This window comes from Bacillus sp. FSL K6-1003 (genome assembly GCF_037964945.1).
GTDB classification, from domain to species: Bacteria; Bacillota; Bacilli; order Bacillales; family Bacillaceae; genus Bacillus; species Bacillus mojavensis.
In genome coordinates this window covers 1,635,992-1,660,940 of the sequence record NZ_CP150176.1, presented here as the reverse complement: position 1 = coordinate 1,660,940, position 24,949 = coordinate 1,635,992, and the positions used below count along the sequence as shown (strand labels likewise).

Below are 24,949 nucleotides of genomic sequence, written 5' to 3'. Positions count from 1 at the left end.
CAGTTTACCCGTTTTTTGCGTGTAAAAAAAGGGGAGGTGCCGGCCCTCTCCCTTTTAGTCAAATATTTCAAATTGAACTTTCTTAGAAGACTGTGCGCCAGCTGCAAATACAGCTGTTCGAATCGCTTTTGCAGTCCGGCCTTGCTTCCCGATAACTTTACCGGTATCTGACTTGTGAACAGATAAGCGCAGCGCAATCTTTTGATCGGTTTCTTCTCTTATGACCCGAATGTCATCTGGATGATCAACAAGCGGTGTCACAATCGTGACAATCAAATCTTCCAAGTGTTGATCAGTCATTACTTGCCTTGTTTAGCGTTGTGGAATTTTTCCATGATTCCTTGGCTAGAGAACAAGTTGCGAACTGTATCAGATGGTTTCGCTCCAGTTTGAAGCCATTTAAGAGCAAGCTCTTCATCGATTTTTACTTCCGCTGGTTTTGCAACCGGGTTGTAAGTGCCGACTGTTTCGATGAAACGGCCGTCACGCGGTGAACGAGAATCTGCTACAACAATACGATAGAAAGGAGATTTTTTTGCTCCCATACGTTTTAAACGAATTTTTACTGCCATTTTACTAGCACCTCCGAAAATATTTCAACAAGATAGTATATTAACAATGATAAAAGTGTTTGTAAAGTGTTTTTTCTTAACAACGGTTTTATCATGTATAACCGATTACATAAAAGGTAACTTAAATCCTTTTTTCTTTCCTTTTGACATGTTTGTCATTTGCTTCATCATTTTTTTCATTTCGTCAAACTGCTTAAGCAGACGGTTGACTTCCTGTACGGACGTCCCGCTTCCTTTTGCAATCCGCTTGCGCCGGCTGGCATTAATGATATCCGGCTGTTCTTTTTCAAGAACAGTCATCGATTTAATGATCGCTTCCACATGATTCAGCTGCTTTTCATCAACTTGAATATTTTTCAAGCCTTTCATCTTACCTGCACCCGGCATCATTTGCAGAAGCTCATCCAGAGGCCCCATGTTTCTGACCTGCCCGAGCTGCTCGAGAAAATCGTCCAATGTGAAGCTCATTGTTCTCATTTTTTGTTCCAGCTCTTTGGCCTTGTCTTCATCGACGGTTGCCTGAGCTTTTTCAATCAATGTTAACACGTCACCCATGCCGAGAATCCTTGATGCCATGCGTTCAGGATGGAAAGCCTCTAATGCATCAAGCTTTTCGCCTAAACCGGCGAATTTAATCGGCGTGTTTGTCACCGCACGAATGGAAAGTGCAGCACCCCCGCGCGTGTCTCCATCAAGCTTTGTTAACACAACACCGGTTAAACCGAGCTGTTCGTTAAAGCTTTTGGCTACATTCACGGCATCCTGCCCGGTCATTGAATCGACAACCAGAAAGATTTCTTCCGGATTCGCGATTTCTTTCACTTGGGTCAGTTCATCCATAAGCTCATGGTCGATATGCAAACGGCCTGCTGTGTCCAAAATGACATAATCATAGTGTTCTTCCTTGGCTTTTTCAATAGCCTGCTTGGCTATTTCTACAGGGCTGACCTGATCACCAAGGGAAAAAACAGGCATGTCGAGCTGTTTGCCGAGCGTTTCCAGCTGCTTGATTGCAGCAGGACGGTAAATATCGGCAGCAACCAGCATCGGTTTGCGATTGTGCTTTTTGCGCAACAGATTTGCAAGTTTACCGCTCGTTGTCGTTTTACCGGCACCCTGGAGACCAACCATCATAATAACAGTTGGCGGCCGCTTCGCGACGGCAATTTTGCTTTCTTCGCCGCCCATCAGCTCTGTCAGTTCCTCTTTAACAACTTTAATGACCTGCTGGCCGGGCGTCAGGCTTTTCATGACGTCTTGGCCTACAGCCCGTTCACTTACTTTTTTCACAAAATCCTTTACTACTTTAAAGTTAACGTCAGCCTCAAGCAGCGCAAGACGAACCTCACGCATCATTTCTTTTACATCTTGTTCGCTGACTTTCCCTTTTCCGCGGATTTTAGAAATCGTCTGCTGCAGTCGGTCGGCTAATCCTTCAAATGCCATAGTTTGCCGCCTCCTAATCTAATTTCTCAAGCGCTTCAATCAGAGCTGTAATTTCTTCCTCTTCTTTAGAAGCGGAAGCAAGCTCCTTCAGCTTATTAAACATCTCTTTACGCTCCTGAAACTTTTTCAAAAGGAGCAGCTTTTCTTCATATTGTTCAAGCATCGCTTCTGTTCGTTTGATGTTATCATAAACAGCTTGTCTTGAAACCTCATATTCTTCGGCTATTTCGCCAAGGGAGAAATCGTCCAAATAATAAAGAGACATATAGCTCTTCTGTTTAGACGTCAACAACGACTGATAAAAATCAAACAGATAATTCATTCTCGTTGTCTTTTCGAGCGACATATGAGCTCTCCCCTTTGTTAAGTCAAATCCCTTTACGATAACTTAGTTTACATGGTTTTAATGTGAGTGTCAAGTTTTTATCTTGTCAAAGGAACGATAACTTTTTCCAATATTAACTAAACAACATCCAAATTATTCCGATATTTTATATGAACCATATTTAAAAGGAGGATTTCACATGAAAAAAATCGGTTTATTGTTTATGTTATGCTTGGCTGCCGTGTTACCATTTATTTTTCCCGTCCAGCAAGCAGCTGCGGCCGGAGTCCCTTATAAGGCCTCCATCTCAAATATTAGCACGGACGGAGGCGTGTACGGCAAAATCAATTACGGACAGGGCCAATTTTGGCGAGTTAAGTACAATATTACGATAAGCGGTACATTGCTCGACGAAAATGGAGTGCCAGTGCCAAACACACCAGTCAGCTTCGAAGCAGATACGAAAGTCGGGAATACAACAAAGACAGCTGCAGGAACAACCGATGAAAACGGAAAGTTTGACGTTCCAATGTATTTAGGACCTGCCGCTGGCTACTACACGTATTACACATCCGTTTCCGTTCATTACTACGACATCATCCCATTCAGGGTTTATTCCGGTGATGCGAGATTGCTATCCACTGATAACAGCCTTTATCATTTCGCCTATCAAGTGAGACGATAACAAAAACAGCCCCCTAGGGTTTTGGGGGCTGTCTGTCTATAATCGGTGAACCCAAAAATATTAATCCTCCGCTTTTTCCACTAAATCTGAAAAGAGGCCGTATACGTAAGATTCAGCGTCAAACTCCTGAAGATCATCAACTTTTTCTCCTAATCCGACTAATTTAACCGGGATATGAAGCTCGTTGCGAATCGCAAGGACAATACCGCCTTTTGCAGTGCCGTCAAGTTTTGTTAAAGCAATTCCTGTTACGTTTGTTGCTTTCGAGAACTCCTTCGCCTGCGCCATTGCGTTTTGGCCAGTCGTGGCATCAAGGGCGAGCAGCACCTCATGAGGCGCTTCCGGCACTTCTCTTTCGATAACACGCTTCACCTTTTCGAGCTCCTTCATCAGGTTTACCTTGTTTTGAAGACGCCCTGCCGTATCACAAATTAACACATCAGCTTCTCTCGCTTTGGCAGCGTGAACAGCATCATAGATGACAGCCGCAGGATCGCTGCCGGCCGCCTGTTTAATGACAGGCACACCAGTACGTTCTCCCCATACTTCAAGCTGTTCAATCGCTCCTGCTCTGAAAGTGTCTCCGGCAGCAAGTACAACAGACTTTCCTTCTTGCTTTAGTTTATGAGCAAGCTTTCCGATCGTTGTCGTTTTGCCGACTCCATTTACGCCGACTAGGAGAATGACATTTAAACGCCCTTCCTGAATGTTCAGCTCAGATATTTGTTCGTCTCCGCTGTTATAAATCTCCACCAGCTTTTCAGAAATAACAGACTGCACTTCCTGCGGATCTTGAATATTTCTGCGCTTCACTTCTTTTTTGAGCTCGTCTATCAGCTCCATAACCGTTGTAAAACCGACATCAGCACTGATCAGAACCTCTTCAAGCTCTTCGAAGAAGTCCTCATCAATTTTACGGTAACGGGACACGAGATCATTCACTTTATTTTGAAAGGAGTTTCTCGTTTTTTCAAGGCCGTCCTTAAATTTTTCAGATACGGAATCTGTCTGCTTTGTGATTTTCTCTTTTAATTTTTTAAAAAAACTCATCTTATAACCTCTTTCCTCGTTACTGAACGAATTCTTTTGTCTCTTCCAGCTTCACTGAGATGACCTTAGAAACACCTGACTCCGGCATTGTCACGCCGTAAAGCACATCGGCTTCCTCCATAGTGCCTTTTCTGTGGGTAATCACAATAAACTGGGTATCGGCGCTGTATTTTTTCAAATACTGCGCAAACCGGAACACATTTGCTTCGTCAAGTGCTGCTTCTACCTCGTCAAGAACACAAAAAGGCACAGGGCGCACCTTTAAAATTGAGAATAAGAGCGCAATAGCAGTAAGCGCACGCTCTCCGCCAGACAAAAGGTTTAAGTTTTGCAGTTTTTTTCCCGGCGGCTGCGCGATAATTTCTACTCCGGAATGCAGCAGATCATTCGGATCGGTAAGCCTTAATTCCGCTCGCCCTCCTCCGAATAAGGAGCGGAAGACTTGATCAAAGTGTGAGCGGATTTGGACGAATGTGTCGTTAAAGCGTTTCGTCATCTCTTCGTCCATTTCCTCAATCACTTGAAACAGGGTATTTTTTGCTTCTGTTAAATCTTCTTTTTGCTCTGACAAGAATTGATAGCGTTCGTTAACCCTCTCAAACTCATCTATGCTTCCGAGGTTTACCGTTCCAAGCTCTTCTATTGCGAGTTTAATCAGCTTCACGCGCTTTCGTGCTTCCTCAGGATCTGTTTCAAGCTGGTATTTCTCTTTGGCTCCCTCAAAGGACAAGCTGTATTCTTCCCGCAAGTATTGCAGCAAATTATCAAGCTCGACTTCCATTCGGCCTAGTTTTACTTCTTCGTCTTTTAAGAGCGTTGTTTTTTGTTTATACAGGCGCTTCATTTCTTTCAGCTCGCGCTCATACGTATCAAGCCCCTGCTGAAGTTTGATCCTCTGGTCGCGCCTTAACGCAATCAATTCAATTGTTTTTGTTTTGTCATTTAATTTATGTTTTGCGGACTCTTCCAGTTTTTCTTCGCCGCTTGTGCTTGATGACATTTCTGACGTTAAGAAGCTTAGGTCCTCTTTCGCCTCTTTTAAAGCAAGCCCTGTTTCTTGGAGCTCTTTCTTTAATCTAGCGAGGTTGTCCTCTTCGCTCTGACATGCTTGCTCTTTTTTCGCTGCTGCGATCTTCAGCTCAGTCAGCTCATTGGAGAGAGACTCTTTTGTAGAGGACTGTGTCTGTTTTTGTTTTGTCAGTCTTTCAATATCCTCTTCAAGCTGTTTCATTCTTTCAGATACGGAAGAAAGCTTTTCTTCCAGCTCGCGTTTGCGCGCTTTCTTCTCTCGATCGCTATCTGACAGAGCTGATTTTTCTTGATCATAGAGCTCTAAGTGAGTATTGATATTCTTCTCAGCAACTTGAAGCTCATACAGCTGGCCTTTCACATCCTGCTGCTTCACTCTTAAGCCTTCCCCAGCCTCTCTTAAATCAGCCAGTTTTTTCTCCATCTCCTGAATGGATTGCTTAAGGGTTTTGACCTCTTGTTCAAGCTGCGCTGTTTTTTCTTCCATCTCAGCCAGCCGCTGGGTGACATCCTCAAGTTCCCGGCTTCTTCCTAACAGGGAGTTGTTTTTCTTTTTAACGGCGCCCCCCGTCATTGAACCTCCAGGATTTACGACATCGCCCTCGAGAGTTACGATTCGGTACCGGTGCCCAAGCAGCTTCGCAAGCTCGTTTGCGCCTTTTAAATGCTCTGTAATCAAAACGGTGCCGAGCAGGTTTTGAATGATACGGCGATACGCGGGATCAAATGTGACAAGATCACTGGCAACCCCGAGAAATGACGGATGCTGCTTCGCAGTTGCCACGTCCCTGCTTTGAAGCTGACGGTCTTTGATGACAGAAAGCGGCAGAAATGTCGCCCGGCCGAACGAATTCTGTTTCAAATATTGAATTGCTTTACGGGCGGACTGTTCATCATCGGTCACAACATGCTGTGCTGAAGCTCCGAGTGCTATTTCAATAGCCGTTTCATACTTTTGTTCTGTTGACATCAGCTCAAGGACAGCCCCGCGAATTCCGCCAAGCCGCTCTTTCGCTTTCAGCACCTCTTTAACACCCTGATAAAAGCCGGAGAAATCTCCCTGCATTGTCTCAAGCATGTCTTTTTTCGACCTCGCCTGCTGGACGTATTGGTATGCTTGGTAAAGAGCAGATTCATTTTTCTCATACTGACGCTTTTTCTGTTCGTATTTAACCTGCATTTCTCGATACGCGCCGACTTGGCTGTGAATCTCCTGCTCTATGCGGGCAAACTCGGTTTCACATGCAGCTTTTTGGGCGGTAATATCGCGCCGTTCCTGCAGATGCTTTTCATTATTATCAGCCAGCCTCTGTTGGATAACTGCTGATTGGGACATCTGGTCATCGAGCAGCTGGAGCTCATTGCGAATCGATGCCTGGCTGTTTAACAGCTCAAAGTAATCGCTTTTCAGCTGCTCAATTTTCTCTTCGACATTTTCATTGTGAAGACTGAGAGCCTGCTGCTTTTCCTTCACCTGTGCTTTTAAATTTTTGACTTCTGTCTGAAGCGCTTCAAAGACAGCTTCCTGCTTCGCAAGATCTTCTTTCAGCACAGCTTCTTTTTGCTGAAACTGTACGATGGCTTCTTCAAGCTGTTCGCGGTTTTGCACAGCGTTTTTTTTGCGTTCTTTCAGTACTTCTTTGCGCCCCTCCAGCTTTTCAAGCTCCTCACTTGTCACAAGCAAGACTTGCTGGAGCTCGTTCACTGATTCATCGAGCGCTTGAATTTTGTCGCGCGCATCTTCGATTTTCGCTTCTTTTGCTGAAATAGCAGACGATTCAGCAAGCTCTTCTTCCTTTGCGGCTTGCACTTTCTCCTGAAGGCTTGACCATTTGGCGTGCAGTTCTTCAATATCATAAGCGGTCAGCGCAATTTCAACGTGCTCAAGCTCTTTCTTTTTCTCCAGGTAGTCTTTCGCGATTGAGGCCTGTATTTTAAGAGGTTCAACCTGACCTTCCAGCTCATGTAAAATATCTTCTACCCGATTTAAATTATCCTGGGTTTCAAACAGCTTGTTTTCTGCTTTTTTCTTTCTCGTTTTGTATTTGAGCACCCCGGCTGCTTCTTCAAAGATACTGCGGCGGTCCTCCGCTTTGCTGCTCAGGATTTCTTCCACTTTCCCTTGGCTGATAATCGAAAATGCTTCTTTTCCAAGTCCTGAGTCCATAAATAAATCAATAATATCTTTTAAGCGGCACGGCTGATTGTTAATTAAGAATTCACTCTCGCCAGATCTGTACACACGCCTTGTGACACTGACCTCGTGGAAGTCAATCGGCAAAAAATGATCGTCATTATCAAGCGTAAGCGTAACTTCGGCAAGATTTAACCGTTTTCTCGAATCACTGCCGGCAAAAATAATATCTTCCATTTTTCCGCCGCGAAGGGAACGAGCTGATTGTTCTCCAAGAACCCAGCGAATAGCGTCTGTGATATTGCTTTTTCCGCTTCCGTTCGGGCCGACAACCGCAGTGACGCCTTTTACAAAATCAACGGAAATCCGTTCTGCAAATGATTTAAATCCTATAACGTCTAAACGTTTGAGGAACATAGCGATCCTCCTTATGTAATAAGTATTTCAATTTTATCATAAACATGGATGAAATAAGACGGCAAACATACTGAAATCCCCCTTATAGCTTAGGGGGATTTTATTGTTTCGTATGGTGTTTTTGCAATTTAGCTAGAGCTTCCTGAGCAGCGTGCTGTTCGGCTTCTTTCTTTGAACGGCCGTTTCCGACTCCGAGTGGTTCACCTTTTAGAGATACGATGGCTTCGAATTCACGGTTATGGGCAGGTCCTTTTTCGTTGGATATTTTATACTCCAGCGAGCCTTTGCCGTCCCGCTGCACGTATTCTTGCAGCTGGCTTTTAAAATCCATCACATGAGAAAAAGCACCATCGTTTATTTTAGGGAACACATAGACTTTTAAGAAACTTTCGACCGGCTCTAATCCCTGGTCAAGATACAAGGCTCCGATAAATGCTTCGAAGACATCCGCCAAAAGCGCAGGACGTTTTCTGCCGCCTGTCATTTCCTCGCCTTTCCCCAATAGGACAAGATCGCCGAATGACAGTTCGTGAGCCAATGAAACGAGAGACGGTTCGCATACAATCGCGGCTCTCAATTTCGTCAAATCTCCTTCACTCATAGCCGGATACTTGGCAAATAAGAATCTGGAGATCGTCAGTTCCAAAACAGCGTCACCTAAAAATTCAAGCCTTTCATTATCTTCATACGGCTTTTTCCGATGCTCATTCACATAAGATGAATGTGTAAATGCTTGATACAAAAGCTTTTCATTTTGAAAGTGAACCGAGATCCGTTCTTGAAACTCTTTAAATTGTTCTATTTTTTTATAGAACTTTTTCTTATCTTTGTAATGTGAGTGTTTTGACATAGTAACCTCCATAGGCACATCAGGTTCACCGCGCTTCTCTGACTAAACCGGATACAGCGCGCGTAAAAGCGGCATGCTGTAATAACTGCACGAATAAAGGGCTAAAGCCCCGCGTTTCGGCGGGACTTTTAGCATCAGCTTATTGCTGGTTTTGTATGTAGTTCACAGCGTCGCCGACTGTTGCAATCTTTTCAGCATCTTCGTCAGAAATTTCCATATCAAACTCGTCTTCAAGTTCCATAACAAGCTCAACTACATCTAGGGAATCAGCACCTAAGTCTTCCTTGAAAGAAGCTTCAAGTTTGACGTCTGCTTCATCAACGCCAAGGCGATCTACGATGATTTTCGTTACACGCTCTAATGTATCTGCCATAGCAATTCACCTCCCCTCAAGTATTATAGTGGATTCGTTTTTAAAAAACTAGAGTAACTATGATGAAATTTTCAAGAAAAAAACTTACATGACCATTCCGCCGTCAATATGAAGGGTCTGGCCTGTCATATAACGCGCTCCCTCTGAAGCTAGAAACGTCACGACGCTGCTGACATCGCCGGGATCGCCAAAGCGAGCGAGCGGAATTTGTTTCAGCATTTCATCTTGAACATCTTTTGCAAGCTTATCTGTCATATCAGTTGAGATAAATCCAGGTGCAATCGCATTAACGGTGATATTTCGGCTTGCAAGCTCTTTAGCTGAAGATTTCGTTAAGCCGATCACACCTGCTTTTGCAGCCACGTAGTTGGCTTGTCCAGGATTTCCGCTGACGCCGACAATAGATGATACGTTAATAATTCGGCCTGAACGCTGCTTCATCATTTGTCTTGTGACAGCTTTCGTACAGTTGAAAACACCCTTCAGGTTAATGTTAATGACATCATCCCACTCATCTTCTTTCATTCTCATGATGAGATTGTCTTTTGTGATTCCGGCGTTGTTCACTAGAATGTCGACTGTAGAGAAAACAGAAATCGCTTCTTTTATCATGTTTTGTACATCTTCAGGATTTGATACATCGGCTTTGACAGCAATCGCTTTTCTGCCCATTGATTTGATTTCATCTACAACTTCATTTGCTTTCGCTTCGCTGCCTGAGTAGTTAACGACAACATTTGCACCGTTTTTGGCCAGGTCAAGGGCGATTGAACGGCCGATTCCGCGGGATGCGCCAGTGACAACAGCTGTTTTTTCATTAAGCATTCTCATTCTCCTCCTTAAGCGTTTGAATTGCCAGTTCAATCGTTTCCGGGTCTGATACGGCAATGGTTTTTAAGCGTCTGTTTACTTTTTTCACAAGGCCTGAAAGCACTTTGCCGGGACCGATTTCAATAAACGTCGTAACATCCTCTGCAATCAGCTTGTTAACAGTTTCCTCAAAACGAACCGGGGAGTACAGCTGCTCAATGAGTTTTTCTTTAATCTCTTCCTTATCTGTCATCACATCTGCAGAAACATTTGAGATCACCGGCACATCTGCGTTTTTCAGTTCACAGGAGTCCAAAACTTCTTTCAGCTTTTCAGCGGCAGGCTTCATCAGTTCAGAATGGAACGGACCGCTTACGTCAAGCGGAATCGCTCGTTTAGCGCCGTTCTCTTTAGCCTGTTCAGATGCAAGCTCTACTCCTTTTGCCGTTCCCGAAATAACAATCTGTCCGGGACAGTTGAGGTTGGCAAGCTGCACAAGGTGGCCGTCCTCAGTGACTTTATCGGTTACTTGTTTCAACGCGTCGGCATCCATGCCGAGAATAGCAGCCATCGCTCCTTCTCCGGCAGGCACCGCTTCGTTCATGAACTCACCGCGTTTTCTGACAGTATAAACAGCGTCTTTAAAGGTCATTGCGCCAGCCGCCACCAGTGCAGAATATTCTCCAAGGCTGTGTCCGGCTGTGAAATCAGGTGTAATGCCTGATTCCTTAAATTTCTCAAGCACAGCGATGCTAGTCGTCAGCAAAGCAGGCTGCGCATTGTATGTAAGCGTTAATTCTTTGGCATCACCTTCAAAAATCAATGAGCTGAGCTTTGTTTCCAATGTTTCGTCCGCTTCATCAAACAGACGTTTTGCAGCAGGAACCTGCTCATAAAGCTCTTTTCCCATGCCGATAAATTGTGATCCCTGTCCAGGGAATAAAAATGCAATCTTACTCATGATGTTAAAACCTCCAGACTATTCATCTGTTTTTTCTTCTTCTTTTACTTCTTCTTGGATGAGCGCAGCCACATTTTGGCTGACCATCTCTCTGGCTTGGCGGATCGCATGGTAAACCGCACGGGCATCAGACGAGCCGTGTGCCTTGATTACCGGCGCTTTCAAACCGAAAAGGCTTGCTCCACCGTATTCGGAATAATCCATTTTCATTTTCATTTCTTTCATCTTCGGCTTCAGCACAGCTGCCGCAAGCTTAGATGTAAAGTTTGACGTGAGCGCTTCTCTCATCATTTTAAAAATGGACATCGCAGAGCCTTCAAGCGTTTTGAGTGTAACATTCCCGGTAAATCCGTCCGTTACTACGACATCTGCTACATCGTCTAAAAGGTCACGCGCTTCCACGTTTCCGATAAAGTTGATGTTTGCCTTTTTTAATAATTGGAACGCCTGCTTCGTCAGTTCGTTTCCTTTTTTATCTTCTGTTCCGACATTCAAAAGCCCGACTCTCGGTGAAGTCACACCCCGGACTTGCTGGGAATAAACAGAACCCATAATGGCATATTGAACGAGATGCTCAGGTTTGGCATCTACATTGGCGCCGACATCAAGGAGCAGAAATCCGCCGCCTGAAACAGTCGGCAGTGTCGGTGCAAGCGCAGGGCGGTCAATTCCTTTAATTCTTCCCACAATAAACAGGCCGGCTGTCATTAGCGCGCCGGTATTTCCTGCTGAAATGCAGGCGTCAGCTCTGCCTTCCGCAACTTCCTGCGCCATCAGGACCATAGAAGAGTTCTTTTTTCTCCGCACGGCGCGGACCGGTTCGTCCGTAGGCTCAATCACTTCATCTGCGTGCAGCACCGTGATGCGATCAGATGATGTTGTTAAATATGATTCTATTGTAGTTTTGTCACCGACAAGTGTAATATGAAGATCATCAAATGACTCTATCCCCTTCATAACTCCGTCAATAACAGCTTTGGGAGCGTGGTCTCCTCCCATTGCATCTACAGCTATTCTCATGCATGCTCCACCTTTATAAATGTTTTGAACGGTACATGTCAAAATGTCCAGAAAAAACAATTTCCTCTGCAACATAGCTGTTCACTTCGACAACCGTTCTTCCTTTTTCTTTATCAACCGCCGTTACTTTCGCTTTCGCAACGACGCGTTCACCCTGCTTTACCTGCCTGGTAAAGCGGATGTCTGCACTTGCAGTAAGCGCCAATTCGTCATCTATAATGGCAACGGCCAAGGAATTCGCTTGAGCAAATAAATGGTGTCCTCTCGCTATTTGATTCCGGCTGAATACATGCTCCTGTTTTATCTCTAAAATAGAAATCGCCTGATCATCCAGCTCGAGGTCAATAATTTCTCCGATGACTTCGTCTAATGACAGGGACTTCACTTCATCTTCAAGCGTTTTCTCTGCCACGTTCTTAATTCTTTCTCTCAGCTCCGGTATGGAAAGCTCCAAGCGGTCCAAACGAATCGTCTGAATGCTTACTCCGAATTTACCCGCTAATTCTTCATCTGTAATAAATGGGGTTGCTTTGATCGTCTGCTGAAGTAATTCCTGGCGTTCTTTCTTATTTCTTCTCATATCTAAACACCGTCCGGACAATTAAGACTAGGTACTAATAGTAGTATATAATTTCATAGATTGGAATGCAATGATTGTTTCTGGCTGAACACCAAAAACTTCTTACCTCAGCTCAATTTTTCCCCATCCATGACTCCGCTTTTCAGCAAATGCTCTCTTAGCGCCCCATATTCAGGGTCCTTCCAGAACACTTCCGAAGCCACAAGATTTGCAGCGTCCTGCCTTGCCGTTTCAAGCGCTCTGTAATCATGAACCATGTCCGCCACCTTAAACTCAGGCATTCCGCTTTGTTTTTTTCCAAAGAAATCCCCTGGGCCTCTCAGTTCCAAATCCTTTTCAGACAGTTCAAAGCCGTCATTGGTTTCCGACATGATTCTCATACGTTCTTTTCCTGTTTCTGATTTCGGATCAGCCATAAGAATGCAGTAGGATTGATGCTCGCCGCGGCCGACACGGCCGCGCAGCTGGTGAAGCTGGGATAAGCCAAAGCGATCGGCGTCGTAAATGACCATAATCGTTGCATTCGGGACATTCACCCCGACTTCAACAACAGTGGTTGATACGAGAATTTGACACGTATTCGCGCTGAATTCCCTCATCACCTGATCTTTTTCATCGGGATGCAGTTTTCCGTGCATAAGGCCGACGTTCCATGTTCCTCGAAACACCTCAGAAAGCATATTGTATACGTCTATGGCGTTTTGCACATCAAGCTTGTCTGATTCTTCGATCAGCGGACAGATAATATACGCCTGTCTGCCCTGCTTTAATTCTTTTTCGACGAATGCCAGAATGCGGTCCAGCATGTCATGCTTCACCCAATAGGTTTCGATTTTTTTGCGCCCCGCCGGCATTTCATCAATGACGGAGACATCCATTTCACCAAAAACAGTGATTGCTAGGGTTCTCGGAATCGGAGTGGCTGTCATAAAGAGCACATCGGGATCCTGCCCTTTGTTCCGAAGCTTCTTCCGCTGTTCAACTCCAAATCGATGCTGCTCATCCGTGATGACAAGACTTAGCGCTTTAAACTCGACCTCATCCTGAATTAAAGCGTGGGTTCCTACAAGGATATCAATCTCTCCCGCAGCAAGCCGCTCAAGCAATTCTCTTCGGCGCTTTCCTTTTACAGAGCTTGTCAGAAGGGCGACATTGATATCCCACTTTTCAAACAGTGAAACAAGCGAATCAGCATGCTGTTCAGCCAGAATTTCTGTCGGAACCATAAGCGCTCCCTGATAGCCGGATAAGATTGCGGCATAAAGCGCGATGGCAGCGATTGCCGTTTTTCCTGATCCGACGTCCCCTTGAAGAAGGCGGTTCATTCTGTATGGAGAAGACATGTCTGCTGTTATTTCGCGAAGCACGCGGGACTGGGCGTTGGTGAGGGGAAACGGGAGGCTTTTGACAAATTTCATGAGTTCTTCGTTTGAAAAACGCTGCCGTATCCCTTGTGACTGCTCTCTTTCCGCCTTTCGGAACGCTTGCATTTTCAACTGAAATAATAAAAATTCTTCGTAAACGAACCGCCGTCTGGCCAGCTTTAATGCCTCTCTTGTTTCTGGCTGGTGCATCGCTTTTAACGCCTGATGATAGTCCGGTAGCTTATAGCGGATTTTAAGATTTTCTGGAAGAGGATCAGGTATTGAGTCCGCATATTGGGTCAGCCCGTGCTGAATAAAACGTCTCATCATTTTGACGGTGACATTTTCTTTCACGGAATAGACTGGTTCAATGCTCTTATCCTCTTGATGCGGCCCATTTTTCAATTCCTGAACAGAAATGGTCTGACGGTGCTTGTCCCATTTACCGGAAATCGTCACGACAGATCCCAGCGAAATCTTTTTCTTTAAATAAGGGCGATTAAAACAAACGGCGGTGATTAAATAATGGCCGACAAGAAGGCGAAATGTCAGCCTGTTTCGTTTTTTTCCGTAATAGGTAAGAGAAGGCTCTGAATGAACCTTCCCTTCAACTGTGACTCTTTCATCATGCTTTACTTCTTCTAAATCCCTCAGCTCGTAGTCATCATAGCGATAAGGGAAATAATTCAGAAGATCAGAAATGTCATAAATACCGAGTTCATTTAATGTTTTTTCTGTTTCCGGCCCAATGCCCTTAATGTTGGCTATACTAGTTTGCTGATGTTGTTTCACTTGAACCCAGCGCTCCTCCGAATATTTTTTTCTCTAATTCTCTTCCCGTCGGGGTTGCCGCTAAACCGCCCTGGCCTGTTTCTCTAAGTGCAGTGGGCATCGTTTGGCCGATTTTATACATTGCATCGATGACCTCATCACATGGAATCCGGCTTGTAATGCCTGCCAATGCCATATCAGCAGCAATCATCGCGTTGGAAGCGCCCATTGCATTCCGCTTCACACAAGGCACTTCAACAAGACCCGCAACAGGATCGCACACAAGGCCGAGCATATTTTTTAATGTAATAGCCATGGCCTCCGCACTTTGCTCAGGTGTTCCGCCTGCCATTTCAACAATTGCCGCAGCTGCCATGCCCGAGGCAGATCCTACCTCTGCCTGACACCCGCCGGCAGCACCGGAAATACTTGCATTATTTGCTACGACAAATCCGAAAGCTCCGGCCGTAAATAAAAAGCGGATCATTTGTTCTCTTGTCGGGTTCAGCTTCTCTTTCACGGCAAATAACGTACCCGGCACTACACCCGCAGATCCGGCAGTCGGTGTCGCACAGATTGTTCCCATGGCTGCATTTACTTCATTTGTTGCGACAGCTTTCGATACTGCATCTAAAATCAGCGGTCCCGATAAGCTTTTTCCAGATCGAATATAGGCTTGCATTTTAACTGCATCGCCGCCGGTCAGGCCTGTTTGACTCGTAACCCCTTCAAGCCCTTTTTGAACCGCCGCTTCCATAACAGTCAGATTGTGATCCATTTGCTGAAAAATCTCTTCTTTTGTTTTTTCTGTTACTTCCATCTCTTGAGCGATCATTACATCAGAGATCAATATCTGCTTTTCTTTGGTAATTTCAATTAATTCCTTTACATTACGAAACATAACTGGCTCCTCCTGACCCTTCGCTAGTCAGCAATCTTTGTCACTTGAATAATGTTCGGCAGCTTCGACAGCTCGTCGAGAACGTGGTCGTCAATATTCTGATCGACCTCTATTGTCATCAGCGCAAGCTGCCCAATATCCTTGCGGGCAACTTCCATATGGCCAACGTTGATTGAGAATTTCGCAAGGACATTGGCAACACCTGCAATGGTGCCAAACTTGTCATTATGAACAACTAGAATGGCAGGGTGGTTTCCAGACAGACGGAGCTCAAAGCCGTTTAATTCTGTGATTTCAATTTTTCCTCCGCCTATTGAAATTCCTGTCAGTTCAAGTTCTCCCTTACCATCAGAAATACTGATTCGAGCTGTGTTCGGATGAACCGGAACAGCGTCTTCGACTCGAAACTCTATATCAATTCCTTTATCTTCTGCAATTTGTATAGCGGTTTTAATCCGTTCGTCAAATGTATCAAAATCAAGCAGACCGCCGATGATCGCCACATCTGTGCCGTGACCCTTATATGTTTCAGCAAAAGAGCCGTAAAAGGACACAACGATGCGCTCAGGCTCTCTGCCAAATAAACTTCTGGCCACTCTCCCGATTCTCGCCGCTCCTGCTGTATGCGAACTGGACGGACCGATCATAACCGGGCCGATAATATCAAAAACGCTTCTGTATTTCATGCTACTCCTCCTTATGAAACAGAGCTTATAAGCGGCTTTGCTTCTAGACTAATTGATCGGATATAAAATGGCAAGCGGGCGCGTTACAGCGCTGCCGCACTTAAAAGCAGACATAAGAATAGAAGGGCAATTTGCCCTTCTATTCTGCAGAAACGATATACGAATACAGCGGCTGTTTTCCGTTGTGGATTTCAACCTCAATCTCCTCGTACTTTTCACTGAGATATGCTTCAAGCTCCTCAGCTTCTTCCTGGGATGCATCCTCACCATATAGGATAGTAACGATTTCGTCCTCTTCTCCGATCATTTCTGACAGCAGCATTTTCGCGGCTGACAGCTGATCTTCAGCAGTGCCGATAATTGTTCCATTCAGAATTCCCATAAAGTCGCCTTTTTTAATGTCTTTGCCGTCAATATGAGTATCTCTGACTGAGTATGTCACCTGTCCGCTTTTTACTTGCTGAATCGCACTTATCATATTGGCTTCATTTGCTTCAGGTTCTTGATCCGGATTAAATGCCAGCAGTGCTGACATCCCTTGCGGAACCGTTTTGGCAGGAATGACAAAAACCCTATCACCCATCACACTTGCAGCTTGATTGGCAGCCATGATAATGTTGGAGTTATTCGGTAAGATAAACACAGCTTCAGCATTTACAGACCTTACAGCTTCGACAATATCCTCAGTGCTCGGATTCATCGTCTGGCCGCCTTCAATCACTACGGAAGCGCCAATGCTTTTGAATAGATCAGAAATGCCTTCTCCCATTGCAACAGTCACAATGCCGTACGGCTGCTTTGCCGCTTTCTCACTGTGAGCAGGCTCGCTGTCCTGGCTGATGATGGAAGTGTGCTGCTCTCTCATGTTTTCAATTTTGATTTTAATTAATTCACCGTAGTTTTGGGCATAGTTTAACACGTTTCCCGGCTCTTCCGCATGAATATGAACCTTCGCCAGAGACTCGTCTGCAATAACCAAAAGAGAATCCCCAAATTGGCTGAGGTCATTTCTGAATGTGCCTTCATCAAATTCTCTTTTATTCTGATCGAGCCTTACCATCACTTCTGTACAGAAACCGAATTCAATATCTTCCGTATTCATCATACTCTGCGCGCTCTTATGATGCTCCGCGCTAACCATGTCATCAAGTGACGGGAGAACGGTTTTCTCAGAAACGGTCTCTCCTTTTAATGAAGCGAGGAAACCTTCATACACACAAAGCAGGCCTTTGCCCCCGCTGTCAACGACACCAACTTCCTTCAAGACAGGCAGCAATTCTGGTGTCCGGTTTAAGGATGCCTCGGCTTCCTTTGTCACAGAAGTCATCAGCGCAATGATATCGGTTTCTTTTTCCGCCAAGGCCACCGCTTGTTTCGCAGCATCTTTTGCAACAGTTAAAATGGTGCCCTCCACAGGTTTCATGACAGCTTTGTAAGCCATATCGACACCGGCTTGCAGCGCGGCGGCAAACTCTTTTGCATTAATTTCTTTTTTTGTTTCGATGCTTTTACTGAATCCTCGGAACAATTGGGACAGGATGACTCCTGAATTCCCTCTTGCCCCCATGAGCAATCCTTTAGATAACGCGGAGCCCACTTTACCGATATCTCTTGTCTCCAAATGCTCCACTTCTCTTGCCCCGGAAGTCATCGACAGGTTCATGTTTGTTCCCGTATCACCGTCCGGCACCGGAAACACGTTGAGCGCGTCAACCGCACTCGCGTTTTGAGACAGATTCTGTGCTCCTGCAAGAATCATCTCGGCAAAGGTTTTGCCGTCTAATGTTCTGATAGACAATCCTACTCCTCCTAACTACGGGTTCGTCACTCGTACCCCTTGGACATAAATATTGACAGAATCCACTGCAAGTCCGACTGTTTGATTTACTGTGTACTTTACTTTTGTTTGGACGTTATGTGCCACTTCAGAAATTTTTGTGCCGTAGCTGACAATGATATACATGTCAATATGTATCTGTTCTGCTTCTTGGCGAACTTGAACACCTCTGCTGAAATTCTCTTTCCGAAGGATTTCAGTCAGTCCGTCTTTAATTTGGTTTTTAGAGGCCATTCCAACAATGCCGTAACAGTCAATCGCAGCTCCTCCGGCAACCATTGCAATGACATCATTCGATATATCAATCTGCCCGTATTTCGTTCTTAATTCAATGGACACACTAGTTCCTCCTTCGAATGCATAGAGTTACAGCTATTCTACTATATGAACTCCATTATGAAAAGAAAAGACGCGGCAATCGCTGCACGTCTCTTTACATATACTATAGCGCCGCTGTTTGTGCAAGATGTCAAGTGAATTTTCTTGAAAGATGATGAAACAATAGTTGCAAACGTTTTTTAGCTGTGGTAAATTATTTAAAGTATCCATATCGAAAGCATCTAAGAACATATGAAAGTGAAAAAGTAGATGTTTTGTGCAAGTGAGGAGGGAAACAAATGGCACGTAAATGCGTTATCACAGGTAAAAAAACAACAGCTGGGAATAACCGTTCTCACGCAATGAACGCTTCTAAGCGCACTTGGGGCGCGAATCTTCAAAAGGTTCGTATCCTTGTGAACGGAAAACCTAAAAAAGTATATGTATCTGCTCGAGCTTTGAAATCCGGTAAAGTTGAGCGTGTATAACAAAATGAACGCCTGCCCTGATATGTGGCAGGCGTTTTTATGTGGTGAAAGAGGGCTGTGAACCCCTGGGCTTTAATCTTTTCTAAATGAGCCCAGCATCGCCCGGACAATTCCTCCTAAAAACTTCGGCAATTTAATGGTGTAAAATTTCATTTTTGTCCCCTCCTATAAGTCCCGTAACCGCCTGTTCATCACTTTAAGGTTCATTAATTTCAACAAATGAGTGAAAGCACAAGCTAATCCGTGCTTCTTACCATTATTAATATGCCTTTCGCAAACGAAAAAGTACCTCGTGAATGAATGAGTTCGTTACTAATACATAGTGTTGAACCAAGCGTAATATGACACTTATTTAGCGGATATTTAAAACCGATGAGAGTCAGCTCATCCACTTCTTCTGTAAATGGAATGAAGGAGATATATCGTTTGTTTTGATCGATAAGAAGAGAATATTCGCCTGGAGAGAACATCTGAATATCATTCTGTTTGTCTATAAGCTTCATTTTCGAAGTTGTTTTTACTCCTCTGTACAGCAGCTGAATATTTCCTAAAAAGTGATCTGCTCTGCCGCCTGTAATACCGAAGATCTGAATCATATCCGGCTGCTTGTCCAGGGCCCAATCAAGAGCAAGGTCTAAGTCAGTTTGATCTTTTTCTGCCTGATACACATGGAGAGCGGGCGCGGCTTTTTCGATTTGCCGGCGTTCATGCTCTGTAATGCTGTCAAAATCTCCGAAGGCTTCATCAGGAATGATACCGGCATTTAAAAGCGTGACCGTTCCTTTGTCAACCCCGACCCAGATCGTGTCATCAGCCATATAATCAGTCAGGTCAGGGATTAAATCTTTTGGGCCTCCTGCAACGATATTGATTTTTCTCATCTCTTTTTCCTTTCTGCTTCTGGATACAGGAAAAAGAGCTCAGGCTAGATGCGCCCGGCTCTTTTTCGTGCTGCTCATTTGCTTCCCCTTATCTCAGAAATAGCTTTTTCGCGGTCAGTTTGGCCATAAACAGCAGAACCGGCAACAAGTAAGTTTGCGCCCGCTTCGATGACTAGCGGGGCTGTTTCTTTGTTGACGCCGCCGTCCACTTCAATCAGCAGATCATGTTTCCCTTTTTCCTCTGCCATACGTTTCACTTCTTTTATTTTCGGAAGAACAGAATGTATAAATTTCTGTCCGCCGAAACCAGGGTTCACCGTCATTAAGAGAACAAGATCAAGTTCTTCAAAAATATGCTCAATTATCTGAACAGGTGTATGCGGATTCAGGACAACTCCGGCTTTTACACCCTGCTCTTTTATAAGCTGGATTGTCCCGTGAAGGTGCGGACAGGCTTCAGCATGTACAGACAGGATATCAGCACCAGCTTTTGCGAAAGCCGGGATATAACGATCCGGCTCTTCAATCATTAAATGTACATCCAGCGGCAGTTTCGTCACCGGACGAATGGCTTCTACAATCAGCGGTCCAATCGTGATATTCGGGACAAAATGGCCGTCCATGACATCAACATGAATGTAATCGGCTCCGCCTTTTTCTACATCTTGAATTTCTTTGCCTAAAGCGGCAAAATCAGCGGAAAGAATAGAAGGTGCAATCTTTACCATGATCTAATACCTCGGCTTTCTGTCTTTGATCTCTGTGATAAATTCAACATAATGGTCGTAGCGGTACTGCTTTAATTCCCCTTCTTCAACGGCTTGTTTGACTGCACATTTCGGCTCTTTCAAATGCAGACATCCTCTGAATTTGCATGATGCGCTTTTTTCTCTGATGTCAGGGAAAGTGAAGCCCAGCTCTCCTTCTTCAATGTCTGTAAACTCAAGAGAGCTGAAACCCGGCGTATCCGCAACCAGACCTCCGGACGTGTGTATAAGCTCCACGTGGCGGGTTGTGTGCTTCCCACGGCCTAAATGCTCGGAAATTTCGTTTGTTCTCAACCCCAGCTCCGGGCTGATCGCGTTGAGAAGCGAGGATTTCCCAACCCCCGACTGGCCGGCAAAGACTGTTGTTTTGTCGCGGAAATGCGGGATGATCTCCGTTAAGCTGCCTTGGTCCATAGAAGAGGTAAGATATACGTCATAGCCAATGTTCCGGTAGTCTTCAGCATACGCTTGAATGCGTTTTTGTGTATGTTGATCTTCAATTAAATCCATTTTTGTAATACAAATAATCGGCTGGATGTCATTCGCTTCTACGAGAACCAAGAAACGGTCGAGCAATGCTGTGCTGAAAGATGGCTGCACCGCCGAGAAAACAAGCACCGCTTGATCAACGTTGCAGATCGGCGGCCTGATAAGTTCATTGGTTCTTTCTTTAATCTCTAATAGATATCCTTCTTTATTATTTTCAGCTTGATAAACAACATAATCACCGACCAAAGGGGTGATTTTATTTTTTCTGAAAATACCTCTTCCTCTGCATTGTATAACTTTTTCATTATTTGAACCCTCTGATTCATCCAGTACGTAATAAAAGCCGCTTAGCGCTTTAATAATTTTGCCCTCAGGCATATTTTCCCTCCTTATTATTCATCTTTCGGATACTCAATTGTTTTGTAGCTGACGACTTTATTATTTACCATCACTTGATAGTACCCTTTTTGGCCAGGTTCAATCTTCAATTCGATCGTCCGTTCTACGGGCTCTTTGATCTTAAAATGTTCGTAAGTGTCAGAAATGCTGTGATCCGCGTCGTCAATCGCGATTTGCACCTCAAGCTCGTCCCCTTCGTTTTCCGGCTCATATGGAATCTTGACTTTTTCTTTCACTGTTTTCGCCGGTTTCTTCTCAGGTCCGAGAGAGAATGTCACTTCGACCTCATTTCCCGGCTTTAGCGCCGTTCCCGCTGCCGGTTTTTGTTTGACAACCTGTCCTTCCGGAACGTCATCTGAGTACGCTTCTTTTTCCACCAGTTTGAGCCCGTTATCTTCCAGATATCCTGAGGCCGCTTCTTTACTGTATGTTTTTAAGTCTCTGAGCGTAATATCTTCCGGCCCGATGCTGACTGTGAGCTTAATTTGATCTTCGTCCGGCACAAGCTCGGTCCCTGCTGATGGATTCTGATCTATGACAGTGCCGGCGTCTTTCTCATCATTTACTTCATCCACCGTTACATTTTTAAAGCCCTGTTCCTTTAACACTTTTTTTGCCTTGTCGACTGATTGGCCCGTCACATCACCGATCTGCTTTTTTGCTTTACCTGAGCTCTTATAAAGCGTAACCGTTGCTCCTTCTTTAACAGTAGACTCGGCTTTAGGATCGGTTTTGACCATCAGGCCTTCTTCGATCTTCTCATCTGAGATTTCCAATACGTCTGAATCTACCTGCAAACCTTCTTTTTCTAGAAGATCTGCCGCTTTTTCATATTCCATCCCTGCTACATCAGGTATTTTGACATCCTTAGGCATAAAAAGAGAAGGAAAAACAGTGACGGCTAGAACTCCTGCCGTGATAAAAACCAGGCATATGGTGAGCAGTATCCACGGCCATTTTTTTCTCTTTGCTTTTTTCTTTGTTTGGGTTTCTTGAGGAAATGTCATGTCAGCTTCTTTATCATGAGAAGCTTTTGCAAGCTCTTCATCCTTAATAATCGGAATCGCTTTCGTCATTTCTTCATCATCTTGAATCGTAAATTTCTTCTCGTTGAGCCTGTCAGCGTCAAAAGCTGTTCGAATATCTTCTTCCATATCTTCAGCAGTTTCATAGCGGTGAAAAGGATCTTTGGCGGTTGCCTTTAATATGATGTTTTCAACGCTTTGGGGTACTGAGGGATTCCACCTTTTCGCTGAAGGGGTTTCAGCCTGAAGATGCTTTAAGGCGATGCTGACAGCCGATTCTCCATCAAATGGGATTCGGCCGGTTAACAGCTCAAATAAGACAATTCCAAGCGCATAAATATCTGATTTTTTTGTGGCCAGGCCGCCCCGCGCCTGTTCGGGGGATAAATAATGGACTGAGCCCAGCACAGAATTGGTGTGGGTGATTGTTGTCGAAGTCAGTGCAGTCGCAATTCCAAAATCCGTTACTTTGATATTGCCCATATGGTCGATCAAAATGTTATGCGGTTTAATATCCCTGTGGACAATATGATTTTGGTGGGCATGGGCAATGGCTGAAACAATTTGCTCCATGATGCTGAGCGCTTCTTTGGGGTGAAGCGGCCCGTTTGCTGTTATGTATTCTTTTAGCGTCATGCCCTCTACGTATTCCATGACAATATAGTAAATATCATCTTCCTCGCCCAAATCATAAATGCTGACAATATTCGGGTGATCAAGGCTTGAGGCCGAATGGGCTTCTCTACGAAAACGCCTAATAAACTCATTGTCATTCACATAGTCAAACCGCAGGATTTTGATTGCGACTTCACGATCAAGAATAATGTCCTCAGCTAAATAAACGTTGGCCATTCCCCCGCCGCCTATGACACGGAGAATCTGGTAACGCCCGCTGATTCGCTTGCCGATTAGCACTGATCTTCACCCTCTTCAACATGTAAAGCAAGCTCAAGCAACACTGCTGTAATATTGTCTTCCCCGCCATTCTCATTGGCTTTGTCCACAAGCAGGTTTACTTTTTCCTGAGGAGCTGAATCGCTTTGCAGGATGTCTTTTAATTCAGTGACTTCCACTTTATTCGTCAGTCCATCAGAACATAAAAGGAGTTTGTCTCCGGGTTCAATTTCGAAAGAACGTGCGTCAATACTGACGGATTGATCTGTTCCGAGCGCCTTCGTCAGCACATTTTTGCGCGGATGATGCTCAGCATCTTCTCTTGAGATTTCGCCGGTGCGAACCAGTTCATTCACCAGAGAATGATCCTCTGTCACCTGAACGAAGAGATCGTCCTGGAGCAAATAGCATCTGCTGTCGCCTATATGGGCAACGGAAACCGTTTTACCTGTAAAAAGAGCGCATACAATGGTTGTTCCCATGCCTTGGCATTCTTCGTGCGCTTGGGCATGATCGTAAATCTTGCTGTTTACCGCGAGAATCTGTTCAATGAGCCACTTTTCACATTCTGACGGCGCCGCAGGAATCGTATCTGACTCATTCCATTTCTCTCCCATGGCTTTCACAGCCATCTTGCTTGCAACATCTCCAGCAAGATGGCCGCCCATGCCATCAGCGACAACCGCTAATATAAAATCGTCTTTCCCCTTAAAAATACCCGCATCATCTTCATTATGCTGGCGGATTTTCCCTGTATCTGTTTTTAAGGCTGTTAACAACCCTCATCACCTCGTCTCGTCTTGACGCTCCTTCGCGCGAAGCTGACCGCAGGCTGCGTCAATGTCATGGCCTTGCTCTCTTCGAATCGTGACATTTACTCCGCGGGATTTCAGCGTTTTCTCAAAAGCAAAAATCTGCTCACGCGGTGTGCGGACATAATCCCGTTCAGGCACATAGTTTACCGGAATCAAGTTCACGTGGCATTTTACACCTTCCAGTAAGTCTGCAAGCTCTTCAGCGTGCTCAACCTGGTCATTTACGCCACCGAACAGACCGTATTCAAAGCTGATCCGGCGTCCCGTTTTATTAATGTAATATTTAACGGCTTCCATTAAATCAGGGAGCTTGTACGCTCTGTTAATCGGCATCAAACGGCTTCTGATTTCTGTATTTGGCGCGTGCAGAGAAATCGCAAAGTTAATCTGCATTTGCTGATCAGCGAATTCGTAAATTTTCGGGATGATTCCGCTGGTAGAAACAGTAATATGGCGAGCGCCAATATTCAGTCCCTTATCATGGTTAATGATTTTTAAAAAGGCAAGCATTTCGTTAAAGTTATCAAATGGTTCGCCGATTCCCATGATAACGACAGAGCTGACGCGTTCATCCGTTTCATCTAGCGCTTTTTGAACTTTCACCACTTGAGCGACAATTTCACCTGCTTCAAGATTTCGTTTTAAACCGCCGAGCGTTGACGCACAGAATGTGCATCCAATGCGGCAGCCGACTTGTGTCGTTACACATACAGAATTACCATACTCGTGTCTCATTAAAACAGTTTCGATTGTATAACCATCGTGAAGCTCGAATAAAAACTTCATCGTACCGTCTTGAGAAGTTTGTTTAACAGCCGTTTTCAGCGTCGTTAATACAAAATGAGTGTTTAATTTCTCACGCAGTTCCTTTGATAGGTTTGTCATTTCATCAAAAGAAGTTACTCGTTTTTCGTATAGCCATTCAAAAATCTGTGCCGCGCGGAACGGTTTCTCCCCGTTGTCTGTCAGCCATTGTTTGATTTCGTCTAATTCAAAAGAATAAATCGAAGGACGTTCTGTCCGCAATTCTTTTCTGATCTTTGTTTTTTTTAGTTCTGTCAT

Annotated in this window: 26 protein-coding genes; 2 read left to right on the top strand and 24 right to left on the bottom strand. The window is 44.7% G+C overall.

From position 1 onward, the window contains the following. Window positions 1-54 precede the first annotated feature (54 nt). From NSU16_RS08600 to NSU16_RS08585, 4 genes are all read right to left on the bottom strand, one after another. Complete coding sequence (locus NSU16_RS08600) at window positions 55-300, bottom strand: KH domain-containing protein (RefSeq protein WP_024121381.1); 246 nt, start codon at window positions 298-300, stop codon at window positions 55-57. Next, window positions 300-572 carry a 30S ribosomal protein S16 gene (gene rpsP, locus NSU16_RS08595; RefSeq protein ID WP_003220815.1) on the bottom strand — a complete coding sequence of 91 codons (273 nt, stop codon included), beginning with the start codon at window positions 570-572 and terminating at the stop codon, window positions 300-302. The genes NSU16_RS08600 and rpsP overlap by 1 nt, the downstream gene beginning before the upstream one ends. 105 nt (window positions 573-677) lie before the next feature. Further along, complete coding sequence (gene ffh / locus NSU16_RS08590; RefSeq protein ID WP_024121380.1) at window positions 678-2,018, bottom strand: signal recognition particle protein; 1,341 nt, start codon at window positions 2,016-2,018, stop codon at window positions 678-680. Between the two features lie 13 nt (window positions 2,019-2,031). Then, window positions 2,032-2,364: a putative DNA-binding protein gene (locus tag NSU16_RS08585; RefSeq protein WP_339192516.1), complete on the bottom strand. Its 333-nt coding sequence runs from the start codon at window positions 2,362-2,364 to the stop codon at window positions 2,032-2,034. Between the two features lie 178 nt (window positions 2,365-2,542). Here NSU16_RS08585 and NSU16_RS08580 point away from each other — a divergent pair, with 178 nt between their 5' ends. Further along, the gene (locus NSU16_RS08580; RefSeq protein ID WP_339192515.1) at window positions 2,543-3,028 is read left to right on the top strand and encodes an Ig-like domain-containing protein; all 486 of its coding nucleotides are present in this window, start codon (window positions 2,543-2,545) and stop codon (window positions 3,026-3,028) included. A gap of 60 nt (window positions 3,029-3,088) precedes the next feature. Here the strand turns inward: NSU16_RS08580 and ftsY are convergent, their stop codons facing one another. From ftsY to NSU16_RS08515, 13 genes are all read right to left on the bottom strand, one after another. After that, on the bottom strand, window positions 3,089-4,078 hold the full coding sequence (gene ftsY / locus NSU16_RS08575; protein WP_044155917.1) for a signal recognition particle-docking protein FtsY: 990 nt from the start codon (window positions 4,076-4,078) through the stop codon (window positions 3,089-3,091). A 19-nt stretch (window positions 4,079-4,097) separates the two neighbouring features. Continuing rightward, on the bottom strand, window positions 4,098-7,658 hold the full coding sequence (smc, locus tag NSU16_RS08570; protein WP_339192514.1) for a chromosome segregation protein SMC: 3,561 nt from the start codon (window positions 7,656-7,658) through the stop codon (window positions 4,098-4,100). 100 nt (window positions 7,659-7,758) lie between these two features. Next, the gene (rncS, locus tag NSU16_RS08565; protein WP_010334220.1) at window positions 7,759-8,508 is read right to left on the bottom strand and encodes a ribonuclease III; all 750 of its coding nucleotides are present in this window, start codon (window positions 8,506-8,508) and stop codon (window positions 7,759-7,761) included. A 139-nt stretch (window positions 8,509-8,647) separates the two neighbouring features. Further along, window positions 8,648-8,881 carry an acyl carrier protein gene (gene acpP / locus NSU16_RS08560; RefSeq protein WP_003154310.1) on the bottom strand — a complete coding sequence of 78 codons (234 nt, stop codon included), beginning with the start codon at window positions 8,879-8,881 and terminating at the stop codon, window positions 8,648-8,650. Between the two features lie 84 nt (window positions 8,882-8,965). Next, window positions 8,966-9,706, bottom strand: a complete 741-nt coding sequence (fabG, locus tag NSU16_RS08555) for a 3-oxoacyl-[acyl-carrier-protein] reductase (RefSeq protein ID WP_268450187.1) — start codon at window positions 9,704-9,706, stop codon at window positions 8,966-8,968. Continuing rightward, entirely contained in the window at window positions 9,699-10,652 is a 954-nt protein-coding gene (gene fabD / locus NSU16_RS08550) for an ACP S-malonyltransferase (protein ID WP_339192513.1), read from the bottom strand. Before fabD ends, fabG begins: the two co-directional genes overlap by 8 nt. Before the next feature lie 18 nt (window positions 10,653-10,670). Further along, on the bottom strand, window positions 10,671-11,672 hold the full coding sequence (gene plsX / locus NSU16_RS08545; RefSeq protein WP_168747801.1) for a phosphate acyltransferase PlsX: 1,002 nt from the start codon (window positions 11,670-11,672) through the stop codon (window positions 10,671-10,673). A gap of 13 nt (window positions 11,673-11,685) precedes the next feature. Continuing rightward, a complete protein-coding gene (fapR, locus tag NSU16_RS08540) occupies window positions 11,686-12,252 on the bottom strand; it encodes a transcription factor FapR (RefSeq protein WP_339192512.1) in 567 nt (188 codons plus the stop codon). Between the two features lie 107 nt (window positions 12,253-12,359). Continuing rightward, window positions 12,360-14,408, bottom strand: coding sequence for an ATP-dependent DNA helicase RecG (recG, locus tag NSU16_RS08535; RefSeq protein WP_326197058.1), 2,049 nt, complete (start codon window positions 14,406-14,408; stop codon window positions 12,360-12,362). Then, window positions 14,386-15,288, bottom strand: coding sequence for an L-serine ammonia-lyase, iron-sulfur-dependent, subunit alpha (sdaAA, locus tag NSU16_RS08530; RefSeq protein WP_029441254.1), 903 nt, complete (start codon window positions 15,286-15,288; stop codon window positions 14,386-14,388). Before sdaAA ends, recG begins: the two co-directional genes overlap by 23 nt. A 23-nt stretch (window positions 15,289-15,311) precedes the next feature. Next, a complete protein-coding gene (sdaAB, locus tag NSU16_RS08525) occupies window positions 15,312-15,974 on the bottom strand; it encodes an L-serine ammonia-lyase, iron-sulfur-dependent subunit beta (protein ID WP_010334213.1) in 663 nt (220 codons plus the stop codon). A 139-nt stretch (window positions 15,975-16,113) separates the two neighbouring features. Next, on the bottom strand, window positions 16,114-17,772 hold the full coding sequence (locus NSU16_RS08520; RefSeq protein WP_339192511.1) for a DAK2 domain-containing protein: 1,659 nt from the start codon (window positions 17,770-17,772) through the stop codon (window positions 16,114-16,116). A gap of 15 nt (window positions 17,773-17,787) precedes the next feature. Continuing rightward, window positions 17,788-18,150 (bottom strand): Asp23/Gls24 family envelope stress response protein, encoded by a 363-nt coding sequence (locus NSU16_RS08515; protein WP_010334211.1) that lies wholly within the window; start codon window positions 18,148-18,150, stop codon window positions 17,788-17,790. Between the two features lie 278 nt (window positions 18,151-18,428). Between NSU16_RS08515 and rpmB the strand changes: the two genes are divergently transcribed. After that, window positions 18,429-18,617, top strand: a complete 189-nt coding sequence (gene rpmB, locus NSU16_RS08510; protein WP_003221548.1) for a 50S ribosomal protein L28 — start codon at window positions 18,429-18,431, stop codon at window positions 18,615-18,617. A 72-nt stretch (window positions 18,618-18,689) separates the two neighbouring features. Here rpmB and spoVM read toward each other — a convergent pair whose 3' ends face one another. The 7 genes from spoVM to rlmN form a co-directional block, all read right to left on the bottom strand. Beyond that, window positions 18,690-18,770: a stage V sporulation protein SpoVM gene (spoVM, locus tag NSU16_RS08505; RefSeq protein WP_003221545.1), complete on the bottom strand. Its 81-nt coding sequence runs from the start codon at window positions 18,768-18,770 to the stop codon at window positions 18,690-18,692. Between the two features lie 83 nt (window positions 18,771-18,853). Beyond that, window positions 18,854-19,498, bottom strand: coding sequence for a thiamine diphosphokinase (locus NSU16_RS08500; RefSeq protein ID WP_268450174.1), 645 nt, complete (start codon window positions 19,496-19,498; stop codon window positions 18,854-18,856). 74 nt (window positions 19,499-19,572) lie between these two features. Continuing rightward, complete coding sequence (gene rpe / locus NSU16_RS08495; RefSeq protein ID WP_339181425.1) at window positions 19,573-20,226, bottom strand: ribulose-phosphate 3-epimerase; 654 nt, start codon at window positions 20,224-20,226, stop codon at window positions 19,573-19,575. A 3-nt stretch (window positions 20,227-20,229) separates the two neighbouring features. Beyond that, window positions 20,230-21,132, bottom strand: a complete 903-nt coding sequence (rsgA, locus tag NSU16_RS08490) for a ribosome small subunit-dependent GTPase A (RefSeq protein ID WP_339181424.1) — start codon at window positions 21,130-21,132, stop codon at window positions 20,230-20,232. A gap of 14 nt (window positions 21,133-21,146) precedes the next feature. Further along, window positions 21,147-23,093, bottom strand: a complete 1,947-nt coding sequence (pknB, locus tag NSU16_RS08485) for a Stk1 family PASTA domain-containing Ser/Thr kinase (protein WP_339192510.1) — start codon at window positions 23,091-23,093, stop codon at window positions 21,147-21,149. Continuing rightward, complete coding sequence (gene prpC, locus NSU16_RS08480; RefSeq protein ID WP_286058551.1) at window positions 23,087-23,851, bottom strand: protein-serine/threonine phosphatase PrpC; 765 nt, start codon at window positions 23,849-23,851, stop codon at window positions 23,087-23,089. Before prpC ends, pknB begins: the two co-directional genes overlap by 7 nt. Window positions 23,852-23,857: 6 nt before the next feature. Then, a complete protein-coding gene (gene rlmN, locus NSU16_RS08475) occupies window positions 23,858-24,949 on the bottom strand; it encodes a 23S rRNA (adenine(2503)-C(2))-methyltransferase RlmN (protein ID WP_029441251.1) in 1,092 nt (363 codons plus the stop codon).

Bases quoted from the DNA above. Each gene is read 5' to 3' on its own strand.
- NSU16_RS08600 (WP_024121381.1), bottom strand. From the start codon at position 300: ATGACTGATCAACACTTGGAAGATTTGATTGTCACGATTGTGACACCG.
- rpsP (WP_003220815.1), bottom strand. From the start codon at position 572: ATGGCAGTAAAAATTCGTTTAAAACGTATGGGAGCAAAAAAATCTCCT.
- ffh (WP_024121380.1), bottom strand. From the start codon at position 2,018: ATGGCATTTGAAGGATTAGCCGACCGACTGCAGCAGACGATTTCTAAA.
- NSU16_RS08585 (WP_339192516.1), bottom strand. From the start codon at position 2,364: ATGTCGCTCGAAAAGACAACGAGAATGAATTATCTGTTTGATTTTTAT.
- NSU16_RS08580 (WP_339192515.1), top strand. From the start codon at position 2,543: ATGAAAAAAATCGGTTTATTGTTTATGTTATGCTTGGCTGCCGTGTTA.
- ftsY (WP_044155917.1), bottom strand. From the start codon at position 4,078: ATGAGTTTTTTTAAAAAATTAAAAGAGAAAATCACAAAGCAGACAGAT.
- smc (WP_339192514.1), bottom strand. From the start codon at position 7,658: ATGTTCCTCAAACGTTTAGACGTTATAGGATTTAAATCATTTGCAGAA.
- rncS (WP_010334220.1), bottom strand. From the start codon at position 8,508: ATGTCAAAACACTCACATTACAAAGATAAGAAAAAGTTCTATAAAAAA.
- acpP (WP_003154310.1), bottom strand. From the start codon at position 8,881: ATGGCAGATACATTAGAGCGTGTAACGAAAATCATCGTAGATCGCCTT.
- fabG (WP_268450187.1), bottom strand. From the start codon at position 9,706: ATGCTTAATGAAAAAACAGCTGTTGTCACTGGCGCATCCCGCGGAATC.
- fabD (WP_339192513.1), bottom strand. From the start codon at position 10,652: ATGAGTAAGATTGCATTTTTATTCCCTGGACAGGGATCACAATTTATC.
- plsX (WP_168747801.1), bottom strand. From the start codon at position 11,672: ATGAGAATAGCTGTAGATGCAATGGGAGGAGACCACGCTCCCAAAGCT.
- fapR (WP_339192512.1), bottom strand. From the start codon at position 12,252: ATGAGAAGAAATAAGAAAGAACGCCAGGAATTACTTCAGCAGACGATC.
- sdaAA (WP_029441254.1), bottom strand. From the start codon at position 15,288: ATGTTTCGTAATGTAAAGGAATTAATTGAAATTACCAAAGAAAAGCAG.
- sdaAB (WP_010334213.1), bottom strand. From the start codon at position 15,974: ATGAAATACAGAAGCGTTTTTGATATTATCGGCCCGGTTATGATCGGT.
- rpmB (WP_003221548.1), top strand. From the start codon at position 18,429: ATGGCACGTAAATGCGTTATCACAGGTAAAAAAACAACAGCTGGGAAT.
- spoVM (WP_003221545.1), bottom strand. From the start codon at position 18,770: ATGAAATTTTACACCATTAAATTGCCGAAGTTTTTAGGAGGAATTGTC.
- NSU16_RS08500 (WP_268450174.1), bottom strand. From the start codon at position 19,498: ATGAGAAAAATCAATATCGTTGCAGGAGGCCCAAAAGATTTAATCCCT.
- rpe (WP_339181425.1), bottom strand. From the start codon at position 20,226: ATGGTAAAGATTGCACCTTCTATTCTTTCCGCTGATTTTGCCGCTTTA.
- rsgA (WP_339181424.1), bottom strand. From the start codon at position 21,132: ATGCCTGAGGGCAAAATTATTAAAGCGCTAAGCGGCTTTTATTACGTA.
- rlmN (WP_029441251.1), bottom strand. From the start codon at position 24,949: ATGACAGAACTAAAAAAAACAAAGATCAGAAAAGAATTGCGGACAGAA.